The 19371-nt window shown below is 71.7% G+C and carries 22 protein-coding genes and 3 pseudogenes; 14 read left to right on the top strand and 11 right to left on the bottom strand.

The window, feature by feature from the left end; all coding sequences use genetic code 11:
- Positions 1-9 precede the first annotated feature (9 nt).
- The 4 genes and pseudogenes from BM536_RS12550 to BM536_RS12540 all read right to left on the bottom strand — a co-directional run bounded on the left by BM536_RS12550 (position 10) and on the right by BM536_RS12540 (position 3742).
- Complete coding sequence (locus BM536_RS12550; protein ID WP_073490788.1) at positions 10-1434, bottom strand: exopolysaccharide biosynthesis polyprenyl glycosylphosphotransferase; 1425 nt, start codon at positions 1432-1434, stop codon at positions 10-12.
- Positions 1431-2033 (bottom strand): glycosyltransferase family 4 protein, encoded by a 603-nt coding sequence (locus BM536_RS44340; RefSeq protein WP_342748799.1) that lies wholly within the window; start codon positions 2031-2033, stop codon positions 1431-1433. Before BM536_RS44340 ends, BM536_RS12550 begins: the two co-directional genes overlap by 4 nt.
- 23 nt (positions 2034-2056) lie before the next feature.
- A pseudogene (locus BM536_RS44335) lies at positions 2057-2533 on the bottom strand (glycosyltransferase family 4 protein); the annotation flags it as partial.
- Between the two features lie 52 nt (positions 2534-2585).
- Positions 2586-3742, bottom strand: a pseudogene (locus BM536_RS12540) (DUF3344 domain-containing protein).
- Between the two features lie 244 nt (positions 3743-3986).
- Between BM536_RS12540 and BM536_RS12535 the strand changes: the two are divergent.
- The 7 genes from BM536_RS12535 (at position 3987) to BM536_RS12505 (ending at position 9023) form a co-directional block, all read left to right on the top strand.
- Positions 3987-4226, top strand: coding sequence for a chaplin (locus tag BM536_RS12535; RefSeq protein ID WP_073490790.1), 240 nt, complete (start codon positions 3987-3989; stop codon positions 4224-4226).
- 303 nt (positions 4227-4529) lie between these two features.
- Positions 4530-5306, top strand: a complete 777-nt coding sequence (locus BM536_RS12530) for a hypothetical protein (RefSeq protein WP_211362871.1) — start codon at positions 4530-4532, stop codon at positions 5304-5306.
- 169 nt (positions 5307-5475) lie between these two features.
- Positions 5476-5757 (top strand): hypothetical protein, encoded by a 282-nt coding sequence (locus tag BM536_RS12525; RefSeq protein WP_073490794.1) that lies wholly within the window; start codon positions 5476-5478, stop codon positions 5755-5757.
- A gap of 175 nt (positions 5758-5932) precedes the next feature.
- Positions 5933-6430: a DUF5949 family protein gene (locus BM536_RS12520; RefSeq protein ID WP_073490796.1), complete on the top strand. Its 498-nt coding sequence runs from the start codon at positions 5933-5935 to the stop codon at positions 6428-6430.
- 562 nt (positions 6431-6992) lie between these two features.
- Positions 6993-7511, top strand: coding sequence for a hypothetical protein (locus BM536_RS12515; RefSeq protein ID WP_094102929.1), 519 nt, complete (start codon positions 6993-6995; stop codon positions 7509-7511).
- 140 nt (positions 7512-7651) lie between these two features.
- A complete protein-coding gene (locus BM536_RS12510) occupies positions 7652-8173 on the top strand; it encodes a tyrosinase family oxidase copper chaperone (protein WP_073490798.1) in 522 nt (173 codons plus the stop codon).
- Positions 8157-9023 carry a tyrosinase family protein gene (locus BM536_RS12505; protein WP_073490800.1) on the top strand — a complete coding sequence of 289 codons (867 nt, stop codon included), beginning with the start codon at positions 8157-8159 and terminating at the stop codon, positions 9021-9023. The genes BM536_RS12510 and BM536_RS12505 overlap by 17 nt, the downstream gene beginning before the upstream one ends.
- Positions 9024-9182: 159 nt before the next feature.
- On the opposite strand, the gene BM536_RS12500 is transcribed toward BM536_RS12505, so the two are convergent.
- The 5 genes from BM536_RS12500 to BM536_RS44330 all read right to left on the bottom strand — a co-directional run bounded on the left by BM536_RS12500 (position 9183) and on the right by BM536_RS44330 (position 12850).
- Positions 9183-9506, bottom strand: coding sequence for a chaplin (locus BM536_RS12500; RefSeq protein ID WP_073490803.1), 324 nt, complete (start codon positions 9504-9506; stop codon positions 9183-9185).
- Positions 9507-9641: 135 nt separating this feature from the next.
- On the bottom strand, positions 9642-9956 hold the full coding sequence (locus BM536_RS12495) for an acyl carrier protein (RefSeq protein ID WP_245873474.1): 315 nt from the start codon (positions 9954-9956) through the stop codon (positions 9642-9644).
- Positions 9953-10171: a hypothetical protein gene (locus tag BM536_RS42765; RefSeq protein ID WP_245873473.1), complete on the bottom strand. Its 219-nt coding sequence runs from the start codon at positions 10169-10171 to the stop codon at positions 9953-9955. The genes BM536_RS12495 and BM536_RS42765 overlap by 4 nt, the downstream gene beginning before the upstream one ends.
- A gap of 38 nt (positions 10172-10209) precedes the next feature.
- Positions 10210-11097 carry an HAD-IIIC family phosphatase gene (locus tag BM536_RS12490; protein WP_245873471.1) on the bottom strand — a complete coding sequence of 296 codons (888 nt, stop codon included), beginning with the start codon at positions 11095-11097 and terminating at the stop codon, positions 10210-10212.
- Positions 11098-11131: 34 nt separating this feature from the next.
- Positions 11132-12850 carry a bis-aminopropyl spermidine synthase family protein gene (locus tag BM536_RS44330; protein ID WP_342748798.1) on the bottom strand — a complete coding sequence of 573 codons (1719 nt, stop codon included), beginning with the start codon at positions 12848-12850 and terminating at the stop codon, positions 11132-11134.
- Positions 12851-13298: 448 nt separating this feature from the next.
- Between BM536_RS44330 and BM536_RS12480 the strand changes: the two genes are divergently transcribed.
- Positions 13299-13679, top strand: a complete 381-nt coding sequence (locus tag BM536_RS12480; protein WP_073490807.1) for an S-adenosylmethionine decarboxylase family protein — start codon at positions 13299-13301, stop codon at positions 13677-13679.
- Positions 13680-13752: 73 nt separating this feature from the next.
- On the opposite strand, the gene BM536_RS12475 is transcribed toward BM536_RS12480, so the two are convergent.
- Positions 13753-14688 carry an alpha/beta fold hydrolase gene (locus BM536_RS12475; RefSeq protein ID WP_073490810.1) on the bottom strand — a complete coding sequence of 312 codons (936 nt, stop codon included), beginning with the start codon at positions 14686-14688 and terminating at the stop codon, positions 13753-13755.
- A 113-nt stretch (positions 14689-14801) separates the two neighbouring features.
- On the opposite strand from BM536_RS12475, the gene BM536_RS12470 reads away from it, so the two are divergent.
- A complete protein-coding gene (locus BM536_RS12470) occupies positions 14802-15527 on the top strand; it encodes a 4'-phosphopantetheinyl transferase family protein (protein ID WP_245873467.1) in 726 nt (241 codons plus the stop codon).
- Positions 15528-15938: 411 nt separating this feature from the next.
- Here BM536_RS12470 and BM536_RS12465 read toward each other — a convergent pair whose 3' ends face one another.
- Positions 15939-16697, bottom strand: coding sequence for a GntR family transcriptional regulator (locus BM536_RS12465; protein ID WP_073490812.1), 759 nt, complete (start codon positions 16695-16697; stop codon positions 15939-15941).
- A gap of 78 nt (positions 16698-16775) precedes the next feature.
- Between BM536_RS12465 and BM536_RS42750 the strand changes: the two are divergent.
- From BM536_RS42750 to BM536_RS12435, 5 genes and pseudogenes are all read left to right on the top strand, one after another.
- Positions 16776-17053: pseudogene (locus tag BM536_RS42750) on the top strand (hypothetical protein).
- 188 nt (positions 17054-17241) lie between these two features.
- On the top strand, positions 17242-17376 hold the full coding sequence (locus BM536_RS43970; RefSeq protein ID WP_281258566.1) for a hypothetical protein: 135 nt from the start codon (positions 17242-17244) through the stop codon (positions 17374-17376).
- A 199-nt stretch (positions 17377-17575) separates the two neighbouring features.
- Positions 17576-17800 (top strand): hypothetical protein, encoded by a 225-nt coding sequence (locus BM536_RS42745; protein ID WP_094102928.1) that lies wholly within the window; start codon positions 17576-17578, stop codon positions 17798-17800.
- Positions 17797-18540 carry a GntR family transcriptional regulator gene (locus tag BM536_RS12440; protein ID WP_073490818.1) on the top strand — a complete coding sequence of 248 codons (744 nt, stop codon included), beginning with the start codon at positions 17797-17799 and terminating at the stop codon, positions 18538-18540. Before BM536_RS42745 ends, BM536_RS12440 begins: the two co-directional genes overlap by 4 nt.
- Entirely contained in the window at positions 18537-18839 is a 303-nt protein-coding gene (locus BM536_RS12435; protein ID WP_073490820.1) for a hypothetical protein, read from the top strand. Before BM536_RS12440 ends, BM536_RS12435 begins: the two co-directional genes overlap by 4 nt.
- Positions 18840-19371: the final 532 nt, after the last annotated feature.

Raw genomic sequence — 19371 nt, 5'->3', positions numbered from 1 at the left:
CGGACGGTTTCAGCTCCCGGTCGGTCGCACGAGGGCGGCCGCGGTGCGCAGCAGGATGCAGATGTCCTGCCACAGCGACCAGTTGTCGATGTAGGCGTTGTCGAAACGGGCCCGGTCCTCGATGGAGGTGTCGCCGCGCAGCCCGTGGATCTGGGCGAGGCCGGTGATCCCGGTCCGCATCCGGTGCCGAGCCGCGTAACCGGGGTAGGTCTGGCTGAACTGGCCGACGAAATACGGGCGTTCGGGGCGCGGCCCGACCAGGCTCATGTCCCCCCGCAGCACGTTCCACAGCTGGAGCAGCTCGTCCAGCGAGGTCTCGCGCAGAAAGCGGCAGAACGGGCTGATCCGTACCTCGCCCGCCACGCTCCACCGGGTCGCGGACTCGTGCTCGTCCACCGGACGGTGGGTGCGGAACTTCAGCAGGGTGAACGGGCGCCCGTCCTTGCCGATGCGCTCCTGCCGGAACACCACACCCGGCCCGCTGGTCAGCCGCAGCACCGCCGCGAACACCAGCAGCAGCGGGCTGACCAGCAGCAGCAGCGTCCCGGACACCGCGATGTCCAGCAGCCGCTTGCCGAGGCCGCCGCCGCGCCCGGCGCCCATGTCCAGCCGCCGGCAGGGGAACCCGGCGAGCTGCTCACGGGTCGCGTACGACGGGGTGTCGGCGTCGACCTCCCACACCGTGCAGCCCGACTCGGCGAGCGCCCGCAGCAGCGGGCCCTGCGCGGTGCGCACCGAGGGGTGGACGCACAGGACCTCGCGGACGGCGTTCTGGATGAGGGCGCGCTGTACCTCCTGGCCGGTGGTCAGCACCGGCAGCGCCTCCGTGCCGTCGGGGTGGCCGGGGTGTTCGGCGACGATGCCGACCGGGCGTACCCCGTAGCGGGGGTGGCGCAGCACGGCCGCGGCCACCCGTTGCGCGGTGGCCGCCGGGCCGATGACGAGCGCGGCGCGCGGGCGGCGCAGCAGCGCCCGGCGGCGCCACAGGTGGACGACGGCCCGGCCGGTGCAGGCGGCCAGGGCCTGCGCCGTGAACCCGAGGAAGAGGGTCCGCGCGGACAGCGCGTGCGCCGGGGTGTACGCCGCCACGAGCGCCCCCAGCGTGAACCACGCCACCGCGATCCGGCCGCAGACGGAGGGCAGTTCGTCCAGGACCCCGGCCACCGGCCGGGAGCGGTTGGGGCGCAGCAGCATCGTGGCCGCCACCAGTGCGGCGACCAGCAGCGGCCGGCGCTGTGCCCCGGTCAGCGCCAGGGCGCCGGCCAGCGCGGCGAGACCGTCAGTGAGCAGCAGGGGCAGCGGCGAGAGGGGCCGGGTGGCGGGCCGCCGGGCCGGGAACCGGAATCCCGCTCCGCTCTCACGCCGTGGCAGGACCGAGACGTGGGCGTACCCGGGCTGTGTGCCGGGGGAGGGGACGGTGCTTTCCGCAGTCACGAGTGGATGGACTCCCTGCACTCGGTGGGCACGACGCGCGCCGGGTGACCGGCTGCGGACGGCTGACGGCCGAGGGACTCCCGCAGCAGCGGGTCGAGCAGCAGCTCGGTGACCGTTCGGGCCAGCGCGGCGGCGTCCTCGGGGGCGACCAGACAGCGGGGCGCGAGCGTGGGGGGCAGGCTCTCGCGGGCGCCGTCCACATCGGTCACCACCACGGGCCGGCCGCAGGCCAGCGCCTCCAGGGGGGCCAGCGCCATGCCCTCCCAGCGCGAGGGCAGGACCACCAGGTCGGCGGCCTGGTACCAGGGGACGGCGTCGGCGACGGCCCCCGCGAGCAGCACGGACTCCGGGGCGCGGGAGCGCAGCGCGTCGTGGTCCGGGCCGTCGCCGACCAGCGCGAGCCGGGCCCCCGGCACCCTGGCCGCGACGGCGTCCCACGCCGCCAGCAGCACGTCCTGCCCCTTCTGCCGGCACAGCCGCCCCACGCACACCACGAGTGCGCGGCCGGGTCGATGCCCGGCAGCAGCGCGGCGCGCACGGTGTCGACGGGGGCCGGGTGGAAGCGCCGCGGATCGATGCCGTTGGGGACGACCGTCCATTGCCCGGCGATCCCGGCCCGCTGTCCGGTCGCCCGCTCGGCCTCGCTGACACACACCAGCCGGTCGGCCCAACGTGCTCCGAACCGCTCCCACCTGAGGGCGAGAGCGGCGGTGGCCCCGCCGACCGCCTCGAACGACCAGGCGTGCGGCTGGAACACGGTCGGGATCCGCCCCCGGACGGCGAGCCGCCCGGCGAGCCCGGCCTTCGCACTGTGCGCGTGCACCAGGTCGGGCCGCACGGCGTCGAGCACCCGTCCGAGCCGCCGCACCTCGCCGGGCAGCGAGGGCCCCGGCGCCCGCGACGCCTCCCACCGCCGTACGTCCGCGCCCAGGGACCGCAGGTCCTCGGCGAGGGCGCTGTCGGGACAGGCGACGGTGACGTGCAGCCCGGCGGCGAGCTGGGCGCGCGCCAGGTCCGTCACGACGCGGGCGACCCCGCCGTCCACGGGTTGGGTGAGGTGCAGGACCCGCGGTCCGACGTCGGGTTCTGGCTGGTGCATCGCGCGGTTTCCTCGCTCACGGGTGGCGCTCGGGGACGGGGCGGGAACGCGTCTACCGCTTCCGTGTGTCGACGGCGACGAAGAGCACGCCGGCCCACGCCGCGTCCCGCTGGGAAACGAGCCGGAAGGCCAGCTGGTCACCGCCGCGCCGCAAATCCGCTCGCAGATCGAACACATCGGAGTCGTAACCGAGTGTGTTGGCGTACGCCGGGACACGCGCCGCCGGAGCCGCCCCCGGCTCGCTGATCGTGGAGTTCAACACATCGTCAGATGGATTGACCGGGTCGGAGAGCGCCGAGACCCCCCGCGAGCCGTCGAGAACGTGATCGAATCACCCGAACGGCCGCGGTCGCCGTCGTAGGCGACCAGCCCCGCCCGGCCGCCCGCACCGCGCGGGAACGGCACCCCGCGCAGCCGGATCTCCTGCCCCGCGCCCGGACCTAGCGCGTCGAAGCCGTCCCACACCGCGAGGTGCCGCAACGGCTCCCGCGGGTTCTCGTACGCCACCACCAGCGTCCAGCCGCCCCACGCACCGGCCGCGGACCTGCCCATCGCCATGTTGACCTGCGCCACCGTGTACAGGCCCGCCCCGCTCTCGCGCACCAGCCCCGTGACGTCCGCGGAGGCCTGGAAGGCGTCGGCGCCCCGAGCCACCCGGTGGCCGGTGACGGTGTCCGCGAGCACCGCCTTGTACGCGCCGCCCGGCTCCGCGACGAGCACCCGCCCGTTGTCCTTGGGCGACTTCCGCTCACCGACGCGCAGATTGCCGCCCCAGTACAGCCGCGCGTACGTCACCCGGGAGCCCTCGGGGAGGCGGACCTCGGCGCGGGAGGAGTTGTAGGTGTTCGGGTCGCGGTCGACATCGACGTAGAACATGTCCAAGTCGCCGTTGGCCGCCGCCCGCCCCTCCCGGACAGCCGTGCAGGCAGGCGCGGTTCGGGTGGCGGACGCCGGTGTCGTACGGCAGCTGACGGCCGAGTTGGCCGCCCGGGCGATGCCGCCGTGCTGGGTCGCGCGGTACCGCTGGGTGAAGGTCGCGCCGTACCGCTGGGTGAAGGTCGCGCGGTACCGCTGGGTGAAGGCGAGGCGCTCGGCCTCGGCGGAGGGCGGCGCCGGGGCGGCCAGGGCGCCGCCCGGGGCACAAAGGGAGGCGAGGGCGAGGAAGACCACCGACGCCCGGCGCAGCAGCGGACCCAGGGAATGGCGCATGACCGGCGTGGCCCTTTCGGAGCAGGTGCGGTGTGCTGGCGACAAGCGGGCGGGACGAGCCGTCACTCTAGTCATAATCAGGATTAACAAGGAGAAGTCGGGCATCTGTGTCGGAGTTGTGAAGACCGGGACGCCGTCACGTCACCCGTTCGGAGGCAAAACTCCGGGCGCTTTCACGCGTTGACACACCGCCGGGCATCCCCGCCCGGGTGTATGTGTCAAAACCCCCAAGGAGCACCTCTCCATGTCGCGTATCGCGAAGGGCCTGGTCCTGACCTCCGTTGCCGCCGCGGCCGTCGCCGGCGCCTCCGGCATCGCCGCCGCCGACAGTGGCGCCAAAGCTGTCGCCGCCAACTCCCCGGGCGTGCTGTCGGGCAACGTCATCCAGGTTCCGATCCACATTCCGGTCAACGTCTGCGGCAACACCGTCAACGTGATCGGGCTGCTGAACCCGGCGTTCGGCAACACCTGCATCAACGACTGACGTCACCTCGACCGAGGTCACGACGCGTGCGACGTCAGACGGCCGCCCTTCCGTCAGGAGGGCGGCCGTTCGCGTTGTCCGTGCAGGTGGCCCACCCGTCGGGCCCAAGGTGTCGCGGCCGTCGCTCCCGCGTGTCGCCACGAATGGCGGCAGGGTGCCGCGACCGCCCGGTGGACCGTGCCGTGCCGTCCCGCCAGGGGGCACGTCACACGCGGGGGTGACGGAAGGCAACTGTGCTGTTGCGGGCGTGACACGCGCTTTCACGCTGAACCTGCGACTCGACGCATATCGAAAGGAACCCCCATGCGTGGTCTGCCCGTTCGGCGTGCCGCCCTCACCGCGCTGTGCGCCACCCTCCTTCTCGGCATCGCCGCTCCCTCCGCCCTGGCCGCCGATGGGGAAGCGACCCGCGAGCGCACTCATGCGGTGCCGAGTGCGTCTCTCTCCGGCGCGGACGCGCTGCTTGCCAGGGCCCGGAGCCTGGACGACATCAAACCCGCGCTCGCTCCCGTCACCGACCTGCTCGACACCTCGCTGAGGACCGCCAGCCAGGGCAGGAGCGCCGACCGGGCGAAGAGGCTGGGCGCCGCCGCCGAGGACGCTCTGACACGGGTGGCCGAGTCCACCGGCCCGGCCACGACGCCGTCCCACGGTGATCGCGTCGGCCCCGGGGCACGGGCCGCCGACATCACGGACGACCTGCTCGCCACCGTGGAGAAGCAGCTCGGCGCGCTGCTCGAGGCGGCCACCTCCGGCGACGTCGACCAGATCCTCCCCGCGGCCACGAGCCTGGTGACAGGCCTGAGCGACCTGGTCACCTCCCTGGTGGACGGCCTGTCACTCCCGACCCTGCCGACCCTGACGGACGTGACGGACGTGACGGACCTGACGGGCCTGGGCGACCTTCCCGAGGTCTCCACCCTGCCGGCCGAGACCCCGGCCCTGCCGGTGACGACCCCGGCCCTGCCGGTGACGACCCCGGCCCTGCCGGTGACGACCCCGGCCCTGCCGGTCACGCCGTCCACCCTGCCGGCGCAGGCGTCGCCGCTCACCCCCAAGGCGCAGGCCCCCGACGCCTGACGGCCGGTTCCCCTTTCCGCACCTCGGCGTTCGGGTGGGCCCGTGTCGGGGTGCGGAATTCTTCCGCGTCCGGGGTTTCCGCCGTCGCCGCACATCGTTAGACACGGCGTCAGAGTCTCGCTGGTGACTTGAGTTGCCGAGTTGCCGAGTTGCCGAAGAAAGGTCCCCGATGAAGTCCCTGAAGGCTGCCGCTGTCGTTGCCGGATCCCTCGTGATCGCAGGTGCCGCCGCACCGGCATTCGCGCACGACACCGCCGACCTCACGCCCACCAGCCTCAACGGCGCCGTCAACACGCTCACCAAGGGCCCCATCGACGTGATGCCGCTGCAGCACCAGTCGGACACGCTCGACACGGAGAACAAGAACTCCCCGCTCAGCGGCGTCAAGGACGCGACCACCGCGCTCAACGCCCCGAAGTCGCTCCTCGGCGGCCTGCCCCTGCAGGGCTGACGTCACCGCCCGGAGGCCTTCCGGACGCGGCTCGCGCCACGGACGGACCGGCCGTCCGCGGTGTTCGAGGCGGGTCGGCGGACCGGTCCCTCGTTCGTGTGGAGCACCCGCCCGGTGTCCTCCGCCCGGGTGACAACCGTCCGGGCGGACCGCCGGGACGCCTTAGGGTCGCGCGGTGACCACAACCCCCGGCGCAACCCGCCCCTTCCCCGTCGCCGACCTCGGAACCCTCGTCATGATGCCGTGGAGCGGCGAGGCCGCGGACGGCCGCGCGATGCCCTACCTCCTCGCCTGTTCCCTCGGCAACGGTCCCGGCGGCCATGAGGGCGCGACCGCCGCCGTCGAGAGGCTGCTGGAGTACAGCGGCCTGGTCGTGGGCGGTATCACCGACGGCACCCAGAAGCTGAGTCTGCCCGTCACCATGCTGGTCGTGGCCGGCCAGGCCGTCGTGACCATGCCATGGCTCAGGACCCAGTGCACGGTGCCGCCGGAGTGGCTCGAGGCGGTGGCCGAGCGCGGCTATGCCTACCTCCTCTTCACCACCCGCCCCTGGCCCGGAGACGCGCCCGGTTCGACGGTCGCCGCCGAGGCGCTGAACGCGTTCGCCGGCGACGAGGAGACCCTGAAGGCAGCCGCGCACATCATCCTGCCCGCCCGTAGCCTGCGCGCCTGAGGGGCTCGGCGGCGCCTGACGGTGGCCGTAGCGGCCGGTGGCGGCCGGTGGTGGCCGGGGGCCCACGCCGTCGTCGGCACTCCCCGTGTGGCGGGGTGCCGGTGTGGCGGCGTGGCGAAGTGGCGGCGTGGCGGCGTGGCGGCCTCGCGGGTCGTCCCCGCCGGCCGAGCCGCGAAGTCCCTGGATCCCAAGCCGGCACCCGGCGCTGACCCCCTGCCCTGCTGTCGCGCCGGTGCTGTCCTGTGTCCTGTCCGGCTCCTGGCGTCCGGCCCCGGCCCGACTCCGGGCACCTGGGCGAACGTGCCGTGCCGCCGATGCGCTCCGGCGTGGATCGCCACGACCGCGGGGTTCCCGACCCCGGCCCGGGCACCCGCGGCGTGCGCCACGGCCCACCAGGGACACCGCCCGTACGACTCGCCGGTGGCATGTCCGGACGGCCCGACCATCCCACTGTCGTACGAATGCGGCATCCGAGGGATTTGTGAACTGATGTCGTTTTCCGGCTCGTTACCCGGTACGCAGGCACAGCCCGTCCAGCACTCCGAAAGGGACCGTACCCGAGATGAAGTCGACCACCCGAGGAACCCTCGCCGCCGTGCTCACCTGTGTGGCGGCCGCGGCCGGCGCCGCCTCCGCGACCTCAGCCGCCGCGGTCGGCACGGTTCCCGTCCCCGTCCCGCTGGACGGCGTCGAGAAGTCCCTCCACGTGGAACTGCCCAAGATCGGCGGCGAGATCCCGGTGCCGGTGCCGGGCGCCCCCGAAGGCCCGCGGTACGTCGAGGGCCGCCTCATCCCGGAGCGCGTGGTCCCGCAGTTGCCGGTCGCCGCCGGGCTTCCCGGTCTGGGCATGCGCTCGCCGCTGCCGGAGGTCCTCGGCGACGGGTTCAACCACGTCGGCCTCGACGTCCCCGCCTCCGACGTGCGCACCCTCGGCCCCGGCCTCGCCCTGGACGCCCCGCTCACCGCACCCGACGCCGACCGGTTCGGCCTGCCGGACCTTCAGCTGCCGCAGGCCGGTGTGCTCACCCCGGTCGTCCAGACGGTGCCGGGCGCCGACCTCGAGGTCGGCCAGGGCCTGTAGCCGACCGGCCCACCCGACCACAGGCCCGGACCCGCCGTCCGGGCCTGTCGCCTTTCCCGGCCGCTTTCCGGTCCGCACGGTGACCCCGCGGGCCGTCGGACGGTTACCGCTGTGACAACGGAACCGGACGAGGAGCACACATGGTCGTCAGTGTGGACGGAGCCGCCGACGTGACCACGGGCCCGGCACGGAAGGCGAGACGCGGAACACGCAGGAGTGCGCTGCGCGGACTGCTCGGCGCCACCGCGGCCCTCGCACTCGCGCCGCTGGTGGCCGCCTCCCGGCCGGCCCGCCGCCAGGACAGCCACGGTCACGGCCACGGCCATGTGCCCGCACCCGCACCCGCGCTCGGGCTCGGGCTCGGGGCAAACGCCTTCGACGAGACCTACCTCGGCCGCCACCTGCTCGGCCGCCTCGTTCCGCCGGTCGGCGTTGCCGACACCGGCCGCTGGGAGGTCACCGTCGACGGCCGCCCCCTGCACCTCATGCGCCGCGCCGACGGCACCTGGCTGAGCATGGTCGACCACTACCGCTCGTACGCCGATCCGCTCGAGGCGGTCCGAGCCGCCGTCGACGAACTGGGCCCCGGACAGATGCTGCGGCCCGCCGCCGCCACCGGCCGTCACACACACATGGGGGGAGACCATGGCCTACATCCGTAAGGACGTCAGCACACTCACCACCGGCGAACGCCGACGCTTCGTCCGAGCCCTGCTGGAGCTGAAACGCCGGGGCGAGTACGACGAGTTCGTGCGCATGCACATCGACTACTACACCTCCGACGGCGAACGCGGCCTGCGCACGGCCCACATGACGCCCTCCTTCCTGCCCTGGCACCGCCGGTTCCTGCTGGATCTGGAGAAAGCGCTGCGCCGGGTCGATCCCTCGGTCACGGTGCCGTACTGGGACTGGACGCGGGACCGGGCGACGACCTCCGTGCCGTGGACCGCGGACCTGCTCGGCGGCAACGGTCGGCGCTCGGACCGGCAGGTGATGACGGGGCCGTTCGCCCACGCCACCGGCAACTGGACGATCAGGGACGGCGTCACCGACACGGAGTTCCTCACCCGCGACCTCGGCCGGGCCCGCGACCCGATCGGGCTGCCGACGAAGGCCGACGTGGAGTGGGCGCTGAGCGACCCGGTCTACGACGTCTCGCCCTGGGACTCGACGGTGACCCGCGGCTTCCGCAACAAGCTGGAGGGGTGGGGGACCGGCCGGGGCAGCACCGCCTGGCTCAACCACAACCGGGTGCACCGGTGGGTCGGCGGGGCCATGGTCGGCGGGGCGTCCGTCAACGACCCGGTGTTCTGGCTCCACCACGCCTTCATCGACCTTCTGTGGACCCGCTGGCAGCGACGCCACAGGACACACCGCTACCTGCCCGCCGAACCGCCGCTGCCGGACAGCAGTCAGTTCCGCCGGGTCGTCGCCCGGCACCAGAGGCTGCCTCCGTGGAACGTGACCCCCGACCAGCTGGAGGACGCGGGACGGATCTACCGGTACGCGTGAGGCGGCCACGGTATGGCCGACGGTACGCGTGAGCGCTGCCGGTACACGAGAGGCGGCAGGGAAAGCTGCCGGTACGCGTGAGGGAGGCAGGGAAAAGGGGAGAGCCCCGGCGCTCGAGGTGCCGGGGCTCTCCCTTAGGGGTGCTGCTGCGAGCTGACGTCAGCCGCCGTAGCCACTGGCGTCGCCGCCGCTGTGGTGCTGGCCGCCCTTGTCCTCGTGCTTGTCCTCGCCCTTGTCGTGGTTGCTGACGTTGGCGCAGGTGTTGCCGAAGGCCGGGTTGAGCAGGCCGACGATGTTGACGGTGTTGCCGCAGATGTTGATCGGCACGTGGATCGGGACCTGGACCACGTTGCCGGACAGGACGCCCGGCGAGCCAACGGCCGCACCCTGCGCGTCCGCGTCCGCCATTGCCAGGCCGGCTCCGCTGACCATCATGGCGCCGGCGCCGACGGCGACAGCGGCTGCCTTCGCGATGCGAGACATCACATTCTCCTTTGTGGTTCGGTTCGCACGGCAGCAGGTCGCGCCACCGCACTCCCCGTTCAACGCCGGCCCCCCGGGCAGGTCACGGCGGCATCCGCCGATCACCCTTGTCGCGCACGCGCGGGGGAGTGCGCCTCAGAGGGTGCTCCGGTGCGCCGTCACGAAGTCGGCCAGGGTGGCGATGGACTGGAGGCTGTCCAGGCTGAGGTCCAGCGCGGCGACATCGACGCCGAAGCGGGCGTCGACCGCGCCCAGCAGCGTCACCCCGGCCAGCGAGGTCAGGCCGATCTCCGGGCCGAACAGGTCGGTGTCGGCGGGGAGTCCTGCTACCACGGCGGCGTCCAGACGGGCGGCCTCCGCGATCATCGCGCGAAGCTCCTCCTCCACCGCCGCGCGGTCCGCGGAGGAGGTGGTGGTGGAGGGGGAGGAGGGGGAGTGGGCCTCGGTCACGCGTCGGCGTCCTTTCGGGTGAAGACATGCAGCCAGGCGGGGGGCTTCGGCAGGTCGCCGCCACCGCCACCGCTGTCGAGGGTGCGGGCCAGGACCGCCCCGTCGTCGCCGACAGTGCTGCCGTCGGCGCTGTCGTCGGCTTCTGTACGGCGCAGGCCCGCCTGGCGGAGCAGGATCCGCATCTCCAGGTTGGCGTCCGTCGGCCGCAGTGTCACCCGGAAGTCCTCTGCACCGGACTCCCGCGCCCGCTCCATCAGCCAGAACAGGAACGCCGCCGCGGCGCCCCGGCCGGCGACCCGGCAGGAGAGCGCCAGCAGCGGCACGACCAGGAACCGCGGGCGGTCCGGTCGACGAGAGCGGCGCCGATGATGCCGTACTCCCCGAAGCGGTCGGACATCCGGGCGGTGTACAGCTCGTGCCCGTCCGCGGCGGCGAGCGCGCGGAGCCGGTCGGGGGTCAGGCCGGAGGAGTTCAGACGGTGGGTGCGCGCGGCGAGTTCCAGTGCCCGCGGGACCTCCTCGGCGACGGCCGGGCCGACCGTGAGGCGCATGTCGCACCAGCGCAGGAACTCCTCCCGGGTGCCCTGGAAGCGCTCGCCCTCGGCCCGGCGGGTCTCCTCGGTGCGGTAGCGGCGCACCCGATCCCGCGACTCGGGGGTGACCTCGCGGTCCTCGAACGCCGCCAGCAGCGCCGGGACTTCGCCGGGGTCGAGGGTACGCACGCCCGGCAGCAGCGCCTCCACCTCGGCGCGCTCGTACGGGGAGTCGTCGATCAGGACCAGTGCCTCGACGGCGATCCCGAGATCCTTGGCGATGCGGCGCAGCGACTCGCTCTTGTCCTGCCAGGACACCTGCGGGGCGAGGAAGCGCTCCCGGAGGCCGGGCACGGCGTCCATCCGGTCGAGGACCGCGGGCGCGCTGCGGCTGGCGAGGCTGCTGAGCACGCCGCGGGCCGCCAGCGCGTCGATCGCGGCCAGCATCTCGGGCCGGGGGACCGGCAGTTCGTCGGTGAGGGTCTCCACCGCGATCTCGTCCCACAGGGTGCCGTCCAGGTCCCAGACGACGCACTTGATCCGGTCGGGGTTGTAACCGGTCGGGTCGGGTGCACTGCTCGCGCCGGTCGCGCCGGTCGCGCCGGTCATCGGGATTCCTCCTCCGGGAGGCGCAGCTTCATGGTCAGAGTGGCGGGGTCGAAGCCGAACTTGCGGTAGACCGTGCGCATCGGGACGTTGCCGACGTGGACGCGGCCGACGACTTCGGTGATGCCGTTGGCCAGGCAGAACTCCAGGCCTTCGGTGAGGAGGAGTTCGGCGACGTCGGCGCGGTTGTCGAGCGGGGCGACGGCGAGGGAGCGGAAGTTGGCGTAACGGTCGCCGTCATCTGGTTCTGGTTGATGCTCACCCAGCACCAGCCGACCGTGTCGCCGTCGGGGCGGTGGGCGACGATCATGCCCTCCTTCGACTTCTCCATGGAACGGCCGACGCGTGACGCGTGCCGGGCGGGGTCGTCGACGGCGTCCTCGCCGAAGGAGATGCGGGCGATCTCGGCCTCGAACTCCCCGATGGCCGGGAGGTCGCCCTCGTCGGCCTGACGGGTGAGGCAGGGCCGGGCCCGCTGTTCGAGGGCGGCGCGGGACTCGGGGGTGGGGCGCTGCCAGCCGGGTCGCAGGGAGTGGGAGGGCTGCGCGAGCGCCGGGGCGGGGGTGGCGATGGGTGCCGGGGCCGGTGCCGGTGCAGGTTCCGATACGGGTACGGGTGCGGGGGCCGGCTCGTCCACCGTGACCGCGAGGGTGGTCGGGGGCTCGTCGGCGGCGACCAGGCGGCCCGGACGGAAGGGGCCCTTGCCGCACTGGGGGCAGCCCTCGTCACGCAGTGCGGCGACGGACGTCCAGCGGGCGCCGGGGCCGACGCGCAGCGCGGTGTTGCAGGCCACGCACGTGTACTCGCGCTGGCGCGTCCGCTTGTCACCGGTGTAGAGGGGGCCTTCGAAGTCGCCCTGGTGGGAGGCGGTCGAGGTGGTGGTGAGGAGGTGCTGGAAGAAGCCGACCCCGCCGAGGATGCCGCTGCCCTGGTACTCGTTGAAGTTGCGGATGTAGCCGTTGGTGACCAGCCCGAGCGCCATGATCTCGCGCTGGACCTCGAGCATCTCGTCCGGGCTCTTGCCGCCGAAGGAGAAGAAGACGCTGTGCGAGGGGCCGGGGCGCAGGCCCTCCACGGCACGCGAGAGGAACAGGCGGGCGCCTTCCGCGGTGTAGGGCGGGTCGGTCATCGCCACGTCGAAACCGCTGTGCAGCTCGGTGGGCAGGGGGTGGCGCAGGTCGTGCTCGACCGTCTCGACGCGGGTGCCGAGACCGGCCGACACCTTCCGGATGTAGGCGAGGATCTCGGGGGAGATGTCGACGACGGTCACCCGCTCGACGATCGGGGAGCCGAGCACGTCGCCGACGACGGCGACGGCCAGGGAGACGAGGTCGTCGTCGCCGATCAGCAGAAGATTGCCGCCCGGCAGCGCGCCCGCCGCGAGCAGGGCCAGGACGCGGCGCACCTTGGTCTCGGGCGTGCAGTGGGACTGGTCGATCGACATGTCGGCGGCCGGGCCCGACTCCATCAGGTCGCTGAGCCGCCGTACCGCCTCCTCCAGCACGTCGGGGATGACCAGTTCGCGGCCCTCGCAGGTGGTGCAGGTCGCATCCAGCGTGAGGTCCATGCCCAGCTCGGCCACGACGTCCAGGCCGGCCGGGGTCAGCCGGGAGGGACGCTCCTTGGTGAGGAGGTCGCGTCGGCGCAGCTCGTTCCCGAGGGCGGCCACGATCGGGACGGGCAGGCCGGTGGCCCGGCTGATGTCCCTGGTCGAGGCGGGGGCCAGACGACGCAGGGCACGCAGCACGGAACGCACTCCGGGCGGGCCCTCCTGAAGCCTGACGGCCTCCGCGACTTCTGTGAGCACTCGATCGGCGGGGGTACTCCGACGGTGTCGAGGCGCGTTTTTCACAAAGCTGCTCCGGGCGGGCTGATGGAATACATGTCTATCGAGTATACGGGCTGGCGCGGCGGCGACCGGACGCACCCGCGGATCGGTGAATTCGGAAAGGAACAGGAGGAATGGGAAACGCTGTTTCGGGGTGTTCGCGGAAATGCTTACCGAATTTTCGGGGAGCGGCGATGAGGGAGGCGGCGTACCCCTTGACAGCGTGCGTGCGCGAGCCGTAGAGCGACCCGGATGCTACGCTGGGCCACACCGAGCGTCGGTTTTCGGCCTCGAGACCTTCCCCTTCGGCCGCGCGGACCAGCGCACCTCTATGTGAAAGGAGACGGGGGCAGCGGATAGCGACCCCCGGTTCCCCATGACCAACCCCGCAAGCCTCGCCACCGAGGGTATAAACGTCGACGATTTGTGCTCCTACGCGGTAGACGTGTGGGTGAGCGATCACAGCATCCTGACCGACCAGGAGCGTCTCCTCCAGGTGCTGCGCACAGCCGCCGAAAAGGGAAACGCCCAGGTGCTCGGTGAGGCCTCGCACGTTTTCCCCAATGGCGCCGTCACCGCCATTCTGCTGCTTTCGGCATCGCATCTGAGCATTCACACCTGGCCGGAATTCAGCCTGGCCAACGTCGATCTGCTCGCCTATGGCCGACTGAACGGCGAGCGGATGATGCAGAGTGTGGAACTCGGCCTTTCGCCGACGAAAATCAATGTGACGCGCATGCTGCGCGCGGTGCACTGATTCCAGGAAATGGCCTGACCGCGGGGCGGCGTGTTCTACGGTGTGAGTGCGTTGATTCTCCGCCGCATTGATTTCACAGCCATCCCGAGAGGGATTCGACGAACGCGTCGAATCGGTCCCGGTGGATCGCGTGCGGTGCGTCGGGCACCGTACGCACCTCGAAGCCCCGTCGCCCGAGTTCCACCCTCCCCTGCGCGCTGACGAGCATGCTCGGGTCCGACACCTGGACCAGCGAGGGGACGACGGCCTTCTCCGGCGTGTGGTCGACGAGGCGGTGGGCGGAGAGGGCGAGGGCGGTGTTCTCGTCCCAGGCGTCCAGGGCCAGCCGTTCGAAGGTGAGCCGCTGGGCCGCGAGCTGTTCTACGGTGAGTCGCTGGGCCGTGAGCCGTTCGGCCGTGGGTCGTTCGGCCGTGGGTCGCTCGGTCGTGAGTCGTTCGGCCGTGGGTCGCTCGGTCGTGAGTCGTTCGGCCGTAAGTCCTTCGGCCGTGGGTCGCTCCGCTCCGAGATGTTCGACGGTGAGCCGTTCGGTCGTGAGTTGCTCGGTCGTGAGTCGCTCGGTCGTGAGTCGCTCGGCGCCCTCGGCCGCGGCGTCGTCGCGCGGGCGGGAGAAGCTGGTCAGCAGTTCGGGCGAGCGTTTGAAGAGCGTGAAGAAGGCCGGGTCGAGCCCACCCTCCGACCCGCTCAGCCGCCAGGCGGGCTCCGAATAGACCGCACGCGCCGGAGCCAGCTCCTCCACCGCCAGAGCCAGGGCCAGCGCGCCCAGGGAGTGGCCCAACGCCAGCTCGGGGTGGCGCGGGAGGGTCTCCAGAAGATCCTCGGCGAAGAGCGCGGGCGCGTACGCCCCGCGCCCGCTGGCGCCGTGGCCCCGCAGATCCACCGCGAGGACGCGGTAACCCCGCCCGGTGAGCACCGGTGCCAGCTCGTGCCAGGTGCGGTGGTCGGTCATGATGCCGTGGACGAGGACGGCGAGACGGTCGCCCGTTCCCCACTCCTGTGTGTGCAGACGCATCCGGCTGCTTTCGTGGTCGTCGTGGTCGTGGTCATCGTTTGTCGGCGACGTCGCTGTAGGCGGCGGGCAGGAGTCTAGGGCGTGGGCCGGTCGGCGGATCAGGGTGAGGGACCGTGACGGAGCACGAGGTGCTGGTGCGGTGGGCGCGGTCGGGCGACGCCCGGCCGGGGCTCCTCGGTCTGCTCGACGCCGTGGAACGCGCCCGTTACGAGGCCACGGCCCGCCCGGACGACAAGGCCCGCTTCCTGGTCGGGTGCGCGCTCAGTCGCCTCACCCTGGGCGAACTGCTCGGGCTGTCTCCGGCCGACGTGCCCCTGCGCCGGGTGTGCCCACGCTGCGGCGGACCGCACGGCAAGGTGAGACTGGCGGTGCCGGCGGGGTCGCCGTACGCGGACGTCGACTTCTCCGTCACCCACAGCGGGAACGTGGTGGGGGTCGCAGTCTGCCGGGATGCGGCCGTGGGGCTCGACGTGGAGGACGACGGCATCGGTCTCGACGTCGACGCGGCGGCACGCACAGCGCTCGGCGCCACCGAACTGAGCGCGCTGTACGCCCGCCCCGCCGCCGGGCGCCGTTCCGCCTTCCTGCGTACCTGGACCCGCAAGGAGGCCGCACTGAAGGCACTCGGCGTGGGATTGCACGTGCCGTTGCGCGAGCTGGAGGTGTCCGCCCCGGACGCCGCCCCGGCCGTCCTCACCTGGCCGGAACAGCTCGGCCGGCGCCCCGAGGCGAGCCTGGCGGACCTGACGGTCGAGGACACACACACGGCAGCGGTCGCGGTGCTGGGGGCGGGCGGGGTGCGGGTCGTCGAGCGGGCGAATGCCGGACTCCAGGCCTGAACGGCCAGTCGGCCTGCCACGGACGGCACCGCACTGACCTGCACAGACGCGGAGCGGAAGAGCGCCCCCGGCAGGACTCGAACCTGCGGCCAAGCGCTTAGAAGGCGCTTGGTGAGATCACCGGCACATGCCCTCTGACCTCGCGTTCTTCGGCTGACGACCGCGGATCTGCGGCACCTTCGACACGCATTCGGCAGAGGGGCGGGCGACGCGGGTCTGCTGAGGCCACACGACAGGGGTATCCGCTGAACATGCTTGCTCTGATTGCGTACCGTTCGTACCACGGCGCAACGACCGTGTGGGCCTTCGTGGTTGCCATCCTCATCGTGCTGGTGGCGGGTTGGTACATCCGGCGCCAAAGGTAGGTGCGGCACCCGCAGACCTGCTTCCCCGGATCCCGCAGGCCGGCCGCTATGGACGGTTGATCGGAATCTCGTAGACGATCTCGCAGTGAGCGGCGGGCACCACGATGTCCGCCGTCTCCACGGGCCGCCCCTCGTCGCTGTAGTACGTCCGCCGAATGTGCGTGACAAGAGCGGCCTTCTGGATGCCAAGTAGCGACGCCTCCTCGGCGGTCGCCTGCCGCGGCTCCGGCTGCTCCACGGCGTGGCCGACGGTGATGCCGATCGCGGCCATGCGGTTCACGACGCCCGCCCCGGCGTGCGGCCCTCCCTCGGGGAGGACGACGAGCGTGCCGGCCGTGAGGTCGTACGGCTCCCAACTCGTCGACAGCTGCACGGGCCTGCCGTCCGCCAGGAACTCGTACGTCGTACGGACGCACAGCTCGCCCTCGGCGATGCCCAGCCGTGCCGCGATTTCCGCCGGCGCCGGCACCTTGGCGTCGGTCCGGCTCTCCCAGTCCCCTTGCCTGCCGACGGCCTTCATGTCCGCACGGAAGGGCGACCCGTTGGGCTGCTCGCGCGCCGAGGAACGGACCACCCGCACGCGCTGCCGCGGCTCGGCGACGTACGTGCCCGATCCGGCGCGGCCCTCCAACACACCCTGGGAGATCAGCAACTCCTGCGCCCGGCGCACGACGTTCTCGCCCACGCCGCACTCTTCGCCGATCTGGGCGCGGGAGGGCAGGCGGTCTCCCGGCTCCCACACGTGCTCCGCGATCCGCCGCCGGAGTTCGTCGGCGATGCGGAGATAGGGCGGCTGCTCAGGCATATGGAAAATCTAGTCCACTAGCTCTAATATAGTTAACTAGCTTCACTCAAAGTGATCGCTGGTGACGGAGGCTGCCCTGTGCCCGCTTCGGGAGTTAGCGCGGCGACCCTCGCCGCCCGGCTGTCCGCCCTCGGGCTCCTCACGCGAGTGGAGGAACACCCCCGGCATACGTCGGTCGAAGCGGAGGTGCCGGACGCGATCTCCGCCGGGTTATGGCGGGAGGTCCTGGACGTAGTGGCGGAGGCCGATCGATTCGGACTCTTGGCCACCAGCATGAACGGCCGCACCCTCTGGGCGGTCGTACGCAAAACGTCCCCACGACGGGCGATGTCGGGGGACCGAGCCATCAGCGATAGGAGCTGATCAGCGTGCTCAACCGTATCCGCCGTGCCGTCTGGCTCACCAGAGAGCGGCACTTCCCTAGGGGCAGGCACCGCCGCCCGTTAACGGCCTCCGGGCTGTCGGCCGCCCCCGCCTCCTCCCTGCCTCCGGACAGGACGCGGCCGACCGCCGATGCGCCTTCGACGATGTGAACCACCGGCAAATGCTCAGGGGTGAGGACATCGCGCTCGTCCGCCCGTACGTACTGGCCTGGGAGAAGCGTGTGAGAACGCGCGAAGTGGTCGTCGCTCCCTATCTGCCGGCCGACGCGTGGTCGGTTCTGGTGGGGGTCCACTGATGCATCCCCGTCGACAGACCCGCATCACGGACGCCTCGGCCGTCCCCTACCGATCGACTGCGTGCCGGATCGGCACCCACCACGCCTGCGCGGAGTCCTCCCCGGTCTCGGCGCCGGACGACCTCCCGGTGGTCAACGAGGCGTGCGACTGCTCGTGTCATTCGATGTCCGGCCAGACGGCGCCCTCGGAGGTGCAGCGGTGAGGGAGTGGGCACCAGGCGGCACGCTGGCATCCAACGTCGAGGTGACCGCGGCCACCGTGCAACGCGGCGACATCATCCAACTCGGAGGCAGGGCCTGCCGAGTGCAAGACCTCTTCCAACTTTCCCAGGGCGCGAAGCAAATCCTCTTCGACTCGGGCGAGTTGCTGACCATACACACGCGAACCCGGCTCGTTGCCGTGCGGATGATGAGGCGGCGGTGACCCGGTCCGTGCCTCCTCGCCATCACGACATCGCCGACGATCTCCGCCACCAGATCACGACCGGCCACCTCAAGCCCGGCGAACGACTCCCGTCCGAAACCGGCTTGGCCGACCGCTACAAGGTCAGTACGCAGACGCTCCGGAGTGCCCTCGCGGTGCTCCAGGGCGAGGGCCTCGTCAAGAAGATCCACGGCAAGGGCAACTTCGTCCGCCGCCCTCTCAGACGGATCATGTACGTCGGAGGCTGGGGGACGCTAGACCCGTGGACCGCCGCCGAAGCGGCTCTACGCGTCACCGTTCGCACCGCTACGGTCCAAGCCGACGGACACCTGACGACCTTGCTGAGGGTGCCGACGGGCAGCCCTCTCGCGGAGTTCTTCTGTGTCAGCCACGAGGGGCAGTCACCGCACGGACTGGCCCGTATCTACATCCCGCGCGACCTGGCGCCGGCCGGAGTGCTCGACGACGAGTCCTCGTACCCGGAGGCGGTCAAGAGGTTCGCCGTACTTGGCTCTCCGCCGGCTGCTGTCAGGGAAACGGTATGCGCCCGCCCGCCGACGCGGGACGAGTCATCGACCCTGCGAACCAACTCCGCCGCGCCAGTTCTGGCGATCACGCGCGTCGCGACTGACCTCACCGGCCGAGTGGTCGAGGCGGCCCTTCTGGTCTTCCCAGGGGATCGGGCGGACGCAGTCTTCACCACCCACCACATGCCCGACGAGAGGCAGACGCCAGGATGACAGCACGGAACGAACTGCGCCTGCTCCCGTGGTCGGGCCCGGAGGGCAAGCCCTGCTACCTGAGCACGGATGACAAAGGCGGCTACATGTCCCGCCTGGCGGACAACATCGAAGAGGAACAACTCGCCACGGCGGCAGCCCTGTTGGAGCACGCCTCGGAGACCCTCGACGGCCAGGACGCGGACTCGGAGGACCTACGCCGGTTGACCGGGGAACTGATCGGGACTCTCCGGGACGTGCTCCGCGTAGCAACCAGCCGCGGTCACCTCCTGGGGGTGAGCGAACCGCACCGCTACTGAAGCAGCGGCCGCAAGCAACGCCAGCCACCGATGACCCTCCGCTTCAACCGGGGAGGGGAGCCTGAGCAAGATTCGGCTCCCCTCCCCGCCGCGTTATGCCGGCTACCGCTGAGACTGCGGGCACCGGAGCAGAGAAGGCCACCCTTCTCCGAAGGCTTGAACCTCAGCCGACGACAGCCAGCCACGACGGCGGACGCGTCGACCGACCACGCACGCGTGTGCCTCGCCGCACCCCGACTAACCTCAGCCATGCTGCGGTGTCGTTGATCAGGAAGGGAAGCTGTGACGGCCGGTTTAAAACCCCATACTGTTTTGGACGGAGTTCCTGTCGCGTTCAGGTTTGTTTGACCGAGTGGGGTCTATTCATAGGCAGTCCACGGCGGCCCGACCACCGCTTTAGGAGTTCGATCTGCCCCTGTCCAAAGGCGGGGCCTGCCTCGTGCACTGGTGCCACACGTGGCTGCTATGTGCCGCCGCCGTCCGGGGTCGTTGATGTCAGCCTTGGATGTCAACGGAACAGCCACGGCACCGG

The organism is Streptomyces phaeoluteigriseus (genome assembly GCF_001896135.2).
GTDB classification, from domain to species: domain Bacteria; phylum Actinomycetota; class Actinomycetes; order Streptomycetales; family Streptomycetaceae; genus Streptomyces; species Streptomyces phaeoluteigriseus.
This window is presented reverse-complemented; position numbering and strand designations above follow the sequence as displayed.

What these genes read in the sequence shown, in the direction of transcription:
- BM536_RS12530 (WP_211362871.1), top strand. Translation starts at nt 4,530, where the DNA reads ATGCGTGGTCTGCCCGTTCGGCGTGCCGCCCTCACCGCGCTGTGCGCC.
- BM536_RS44340 (WP_342748799.1), bottom strand. Translation starts at nt 2,033, where the DNA reads ATGGACGGTCGTCCCCAACGGCATCGATCCGCGGCGCTTCCACCCGGC.
- BM536_RS12515 (WP_094102929.1), top strand. Translation starts at nt 6,993, where the DNA reads ATGAAGTCGACCACCCGAGGAACCCTCGCCGCCGTGCTCACCTGTGTG.
- BM536_RS12500 (WP_073490803.1), bottom strand. Translation starts at nt 9,506, where the DNA reads ATGTCTCGCATCGCGAAGGCAGCCGCTGTCGCCGTCGGCGCCGGCGCC.
- BM536_RS12490 (WP_245873471.1), bottom strand. Translation starts at nt 11,097, where the DNA reads ATGACCGGCGCGACCGGCGCGACCGGCGCGAGCAGTGCACCCGACCCG.
- BM536_RS12435 (WP_073490820.1), top strand. Translation starts at nt 18,537, where the DNA reads ATGACAGCACGGAACGAACTGCGCCTGCTCCCGTGGTCGGGCCCGGAG.
- BM536_RS12480 (WP_073490807.1), top strand. Translation starts at nt 13,299, where the DNA reads ATGACCAACCCCGCAAGCCTCGCCACCGAGGGTATAAACGTCGACGAT.
- BM536_RS12505 (WP_073490800.1), top strand. Translation starts at nt 8,157, where the DNA reads ATGGCCTACATCCGTAAGGACGTCAGCACACTCACCACCGGCGAACGC.
- BM536_RS12475 (WP_073490810.1), bottom strand. Translation starts at nt 14,688, where the DNA reads ATGCGTCTGCACACACAGGAGTGGGGAACGGGCGACCGTCTCGCCGTC.
- BM536_RS43970 (WP_281258566.1), top strand. Translation starts at nt 17,242, where the DNA reads ATGCTCAGGGGTGAGGACATCGCGCTCGTCCGCCCGTACGTACTGGCC.
- BM536_RS12525 (WP_073490794.1), top strand. Translation starts at nt 5,476, where the DNA reads ATGAAGTCCCTGAAGGCTGCCGCTGTCGTTGCCGGATCCCTCGTGATC.
- BM536_RS12510 (WP_073490798.1), top strand. Translation starts at nt 7,652, where the DNA reads ATGGTCGTCAGTGTGGACGGAGCCGCCGACGTGACCACGGGCCCGGCA.
- BM536_RS12535 (WP_073490790.1), top strand. Translation starts at nt 3,987, where the DNA reads ATGTCGCGTATCGCGAAGGGCCTGGTCCTGACCTCCGTTGCCGCCGCG.
- BM536_RS12465 (WP_073490812.1), bottom strand. Translation starts at nt 16,697, where the DNA reads ATGCCTGAGCAGCCGCCCTATCTCCGCATCGCCGACGAACTCCGGCGG.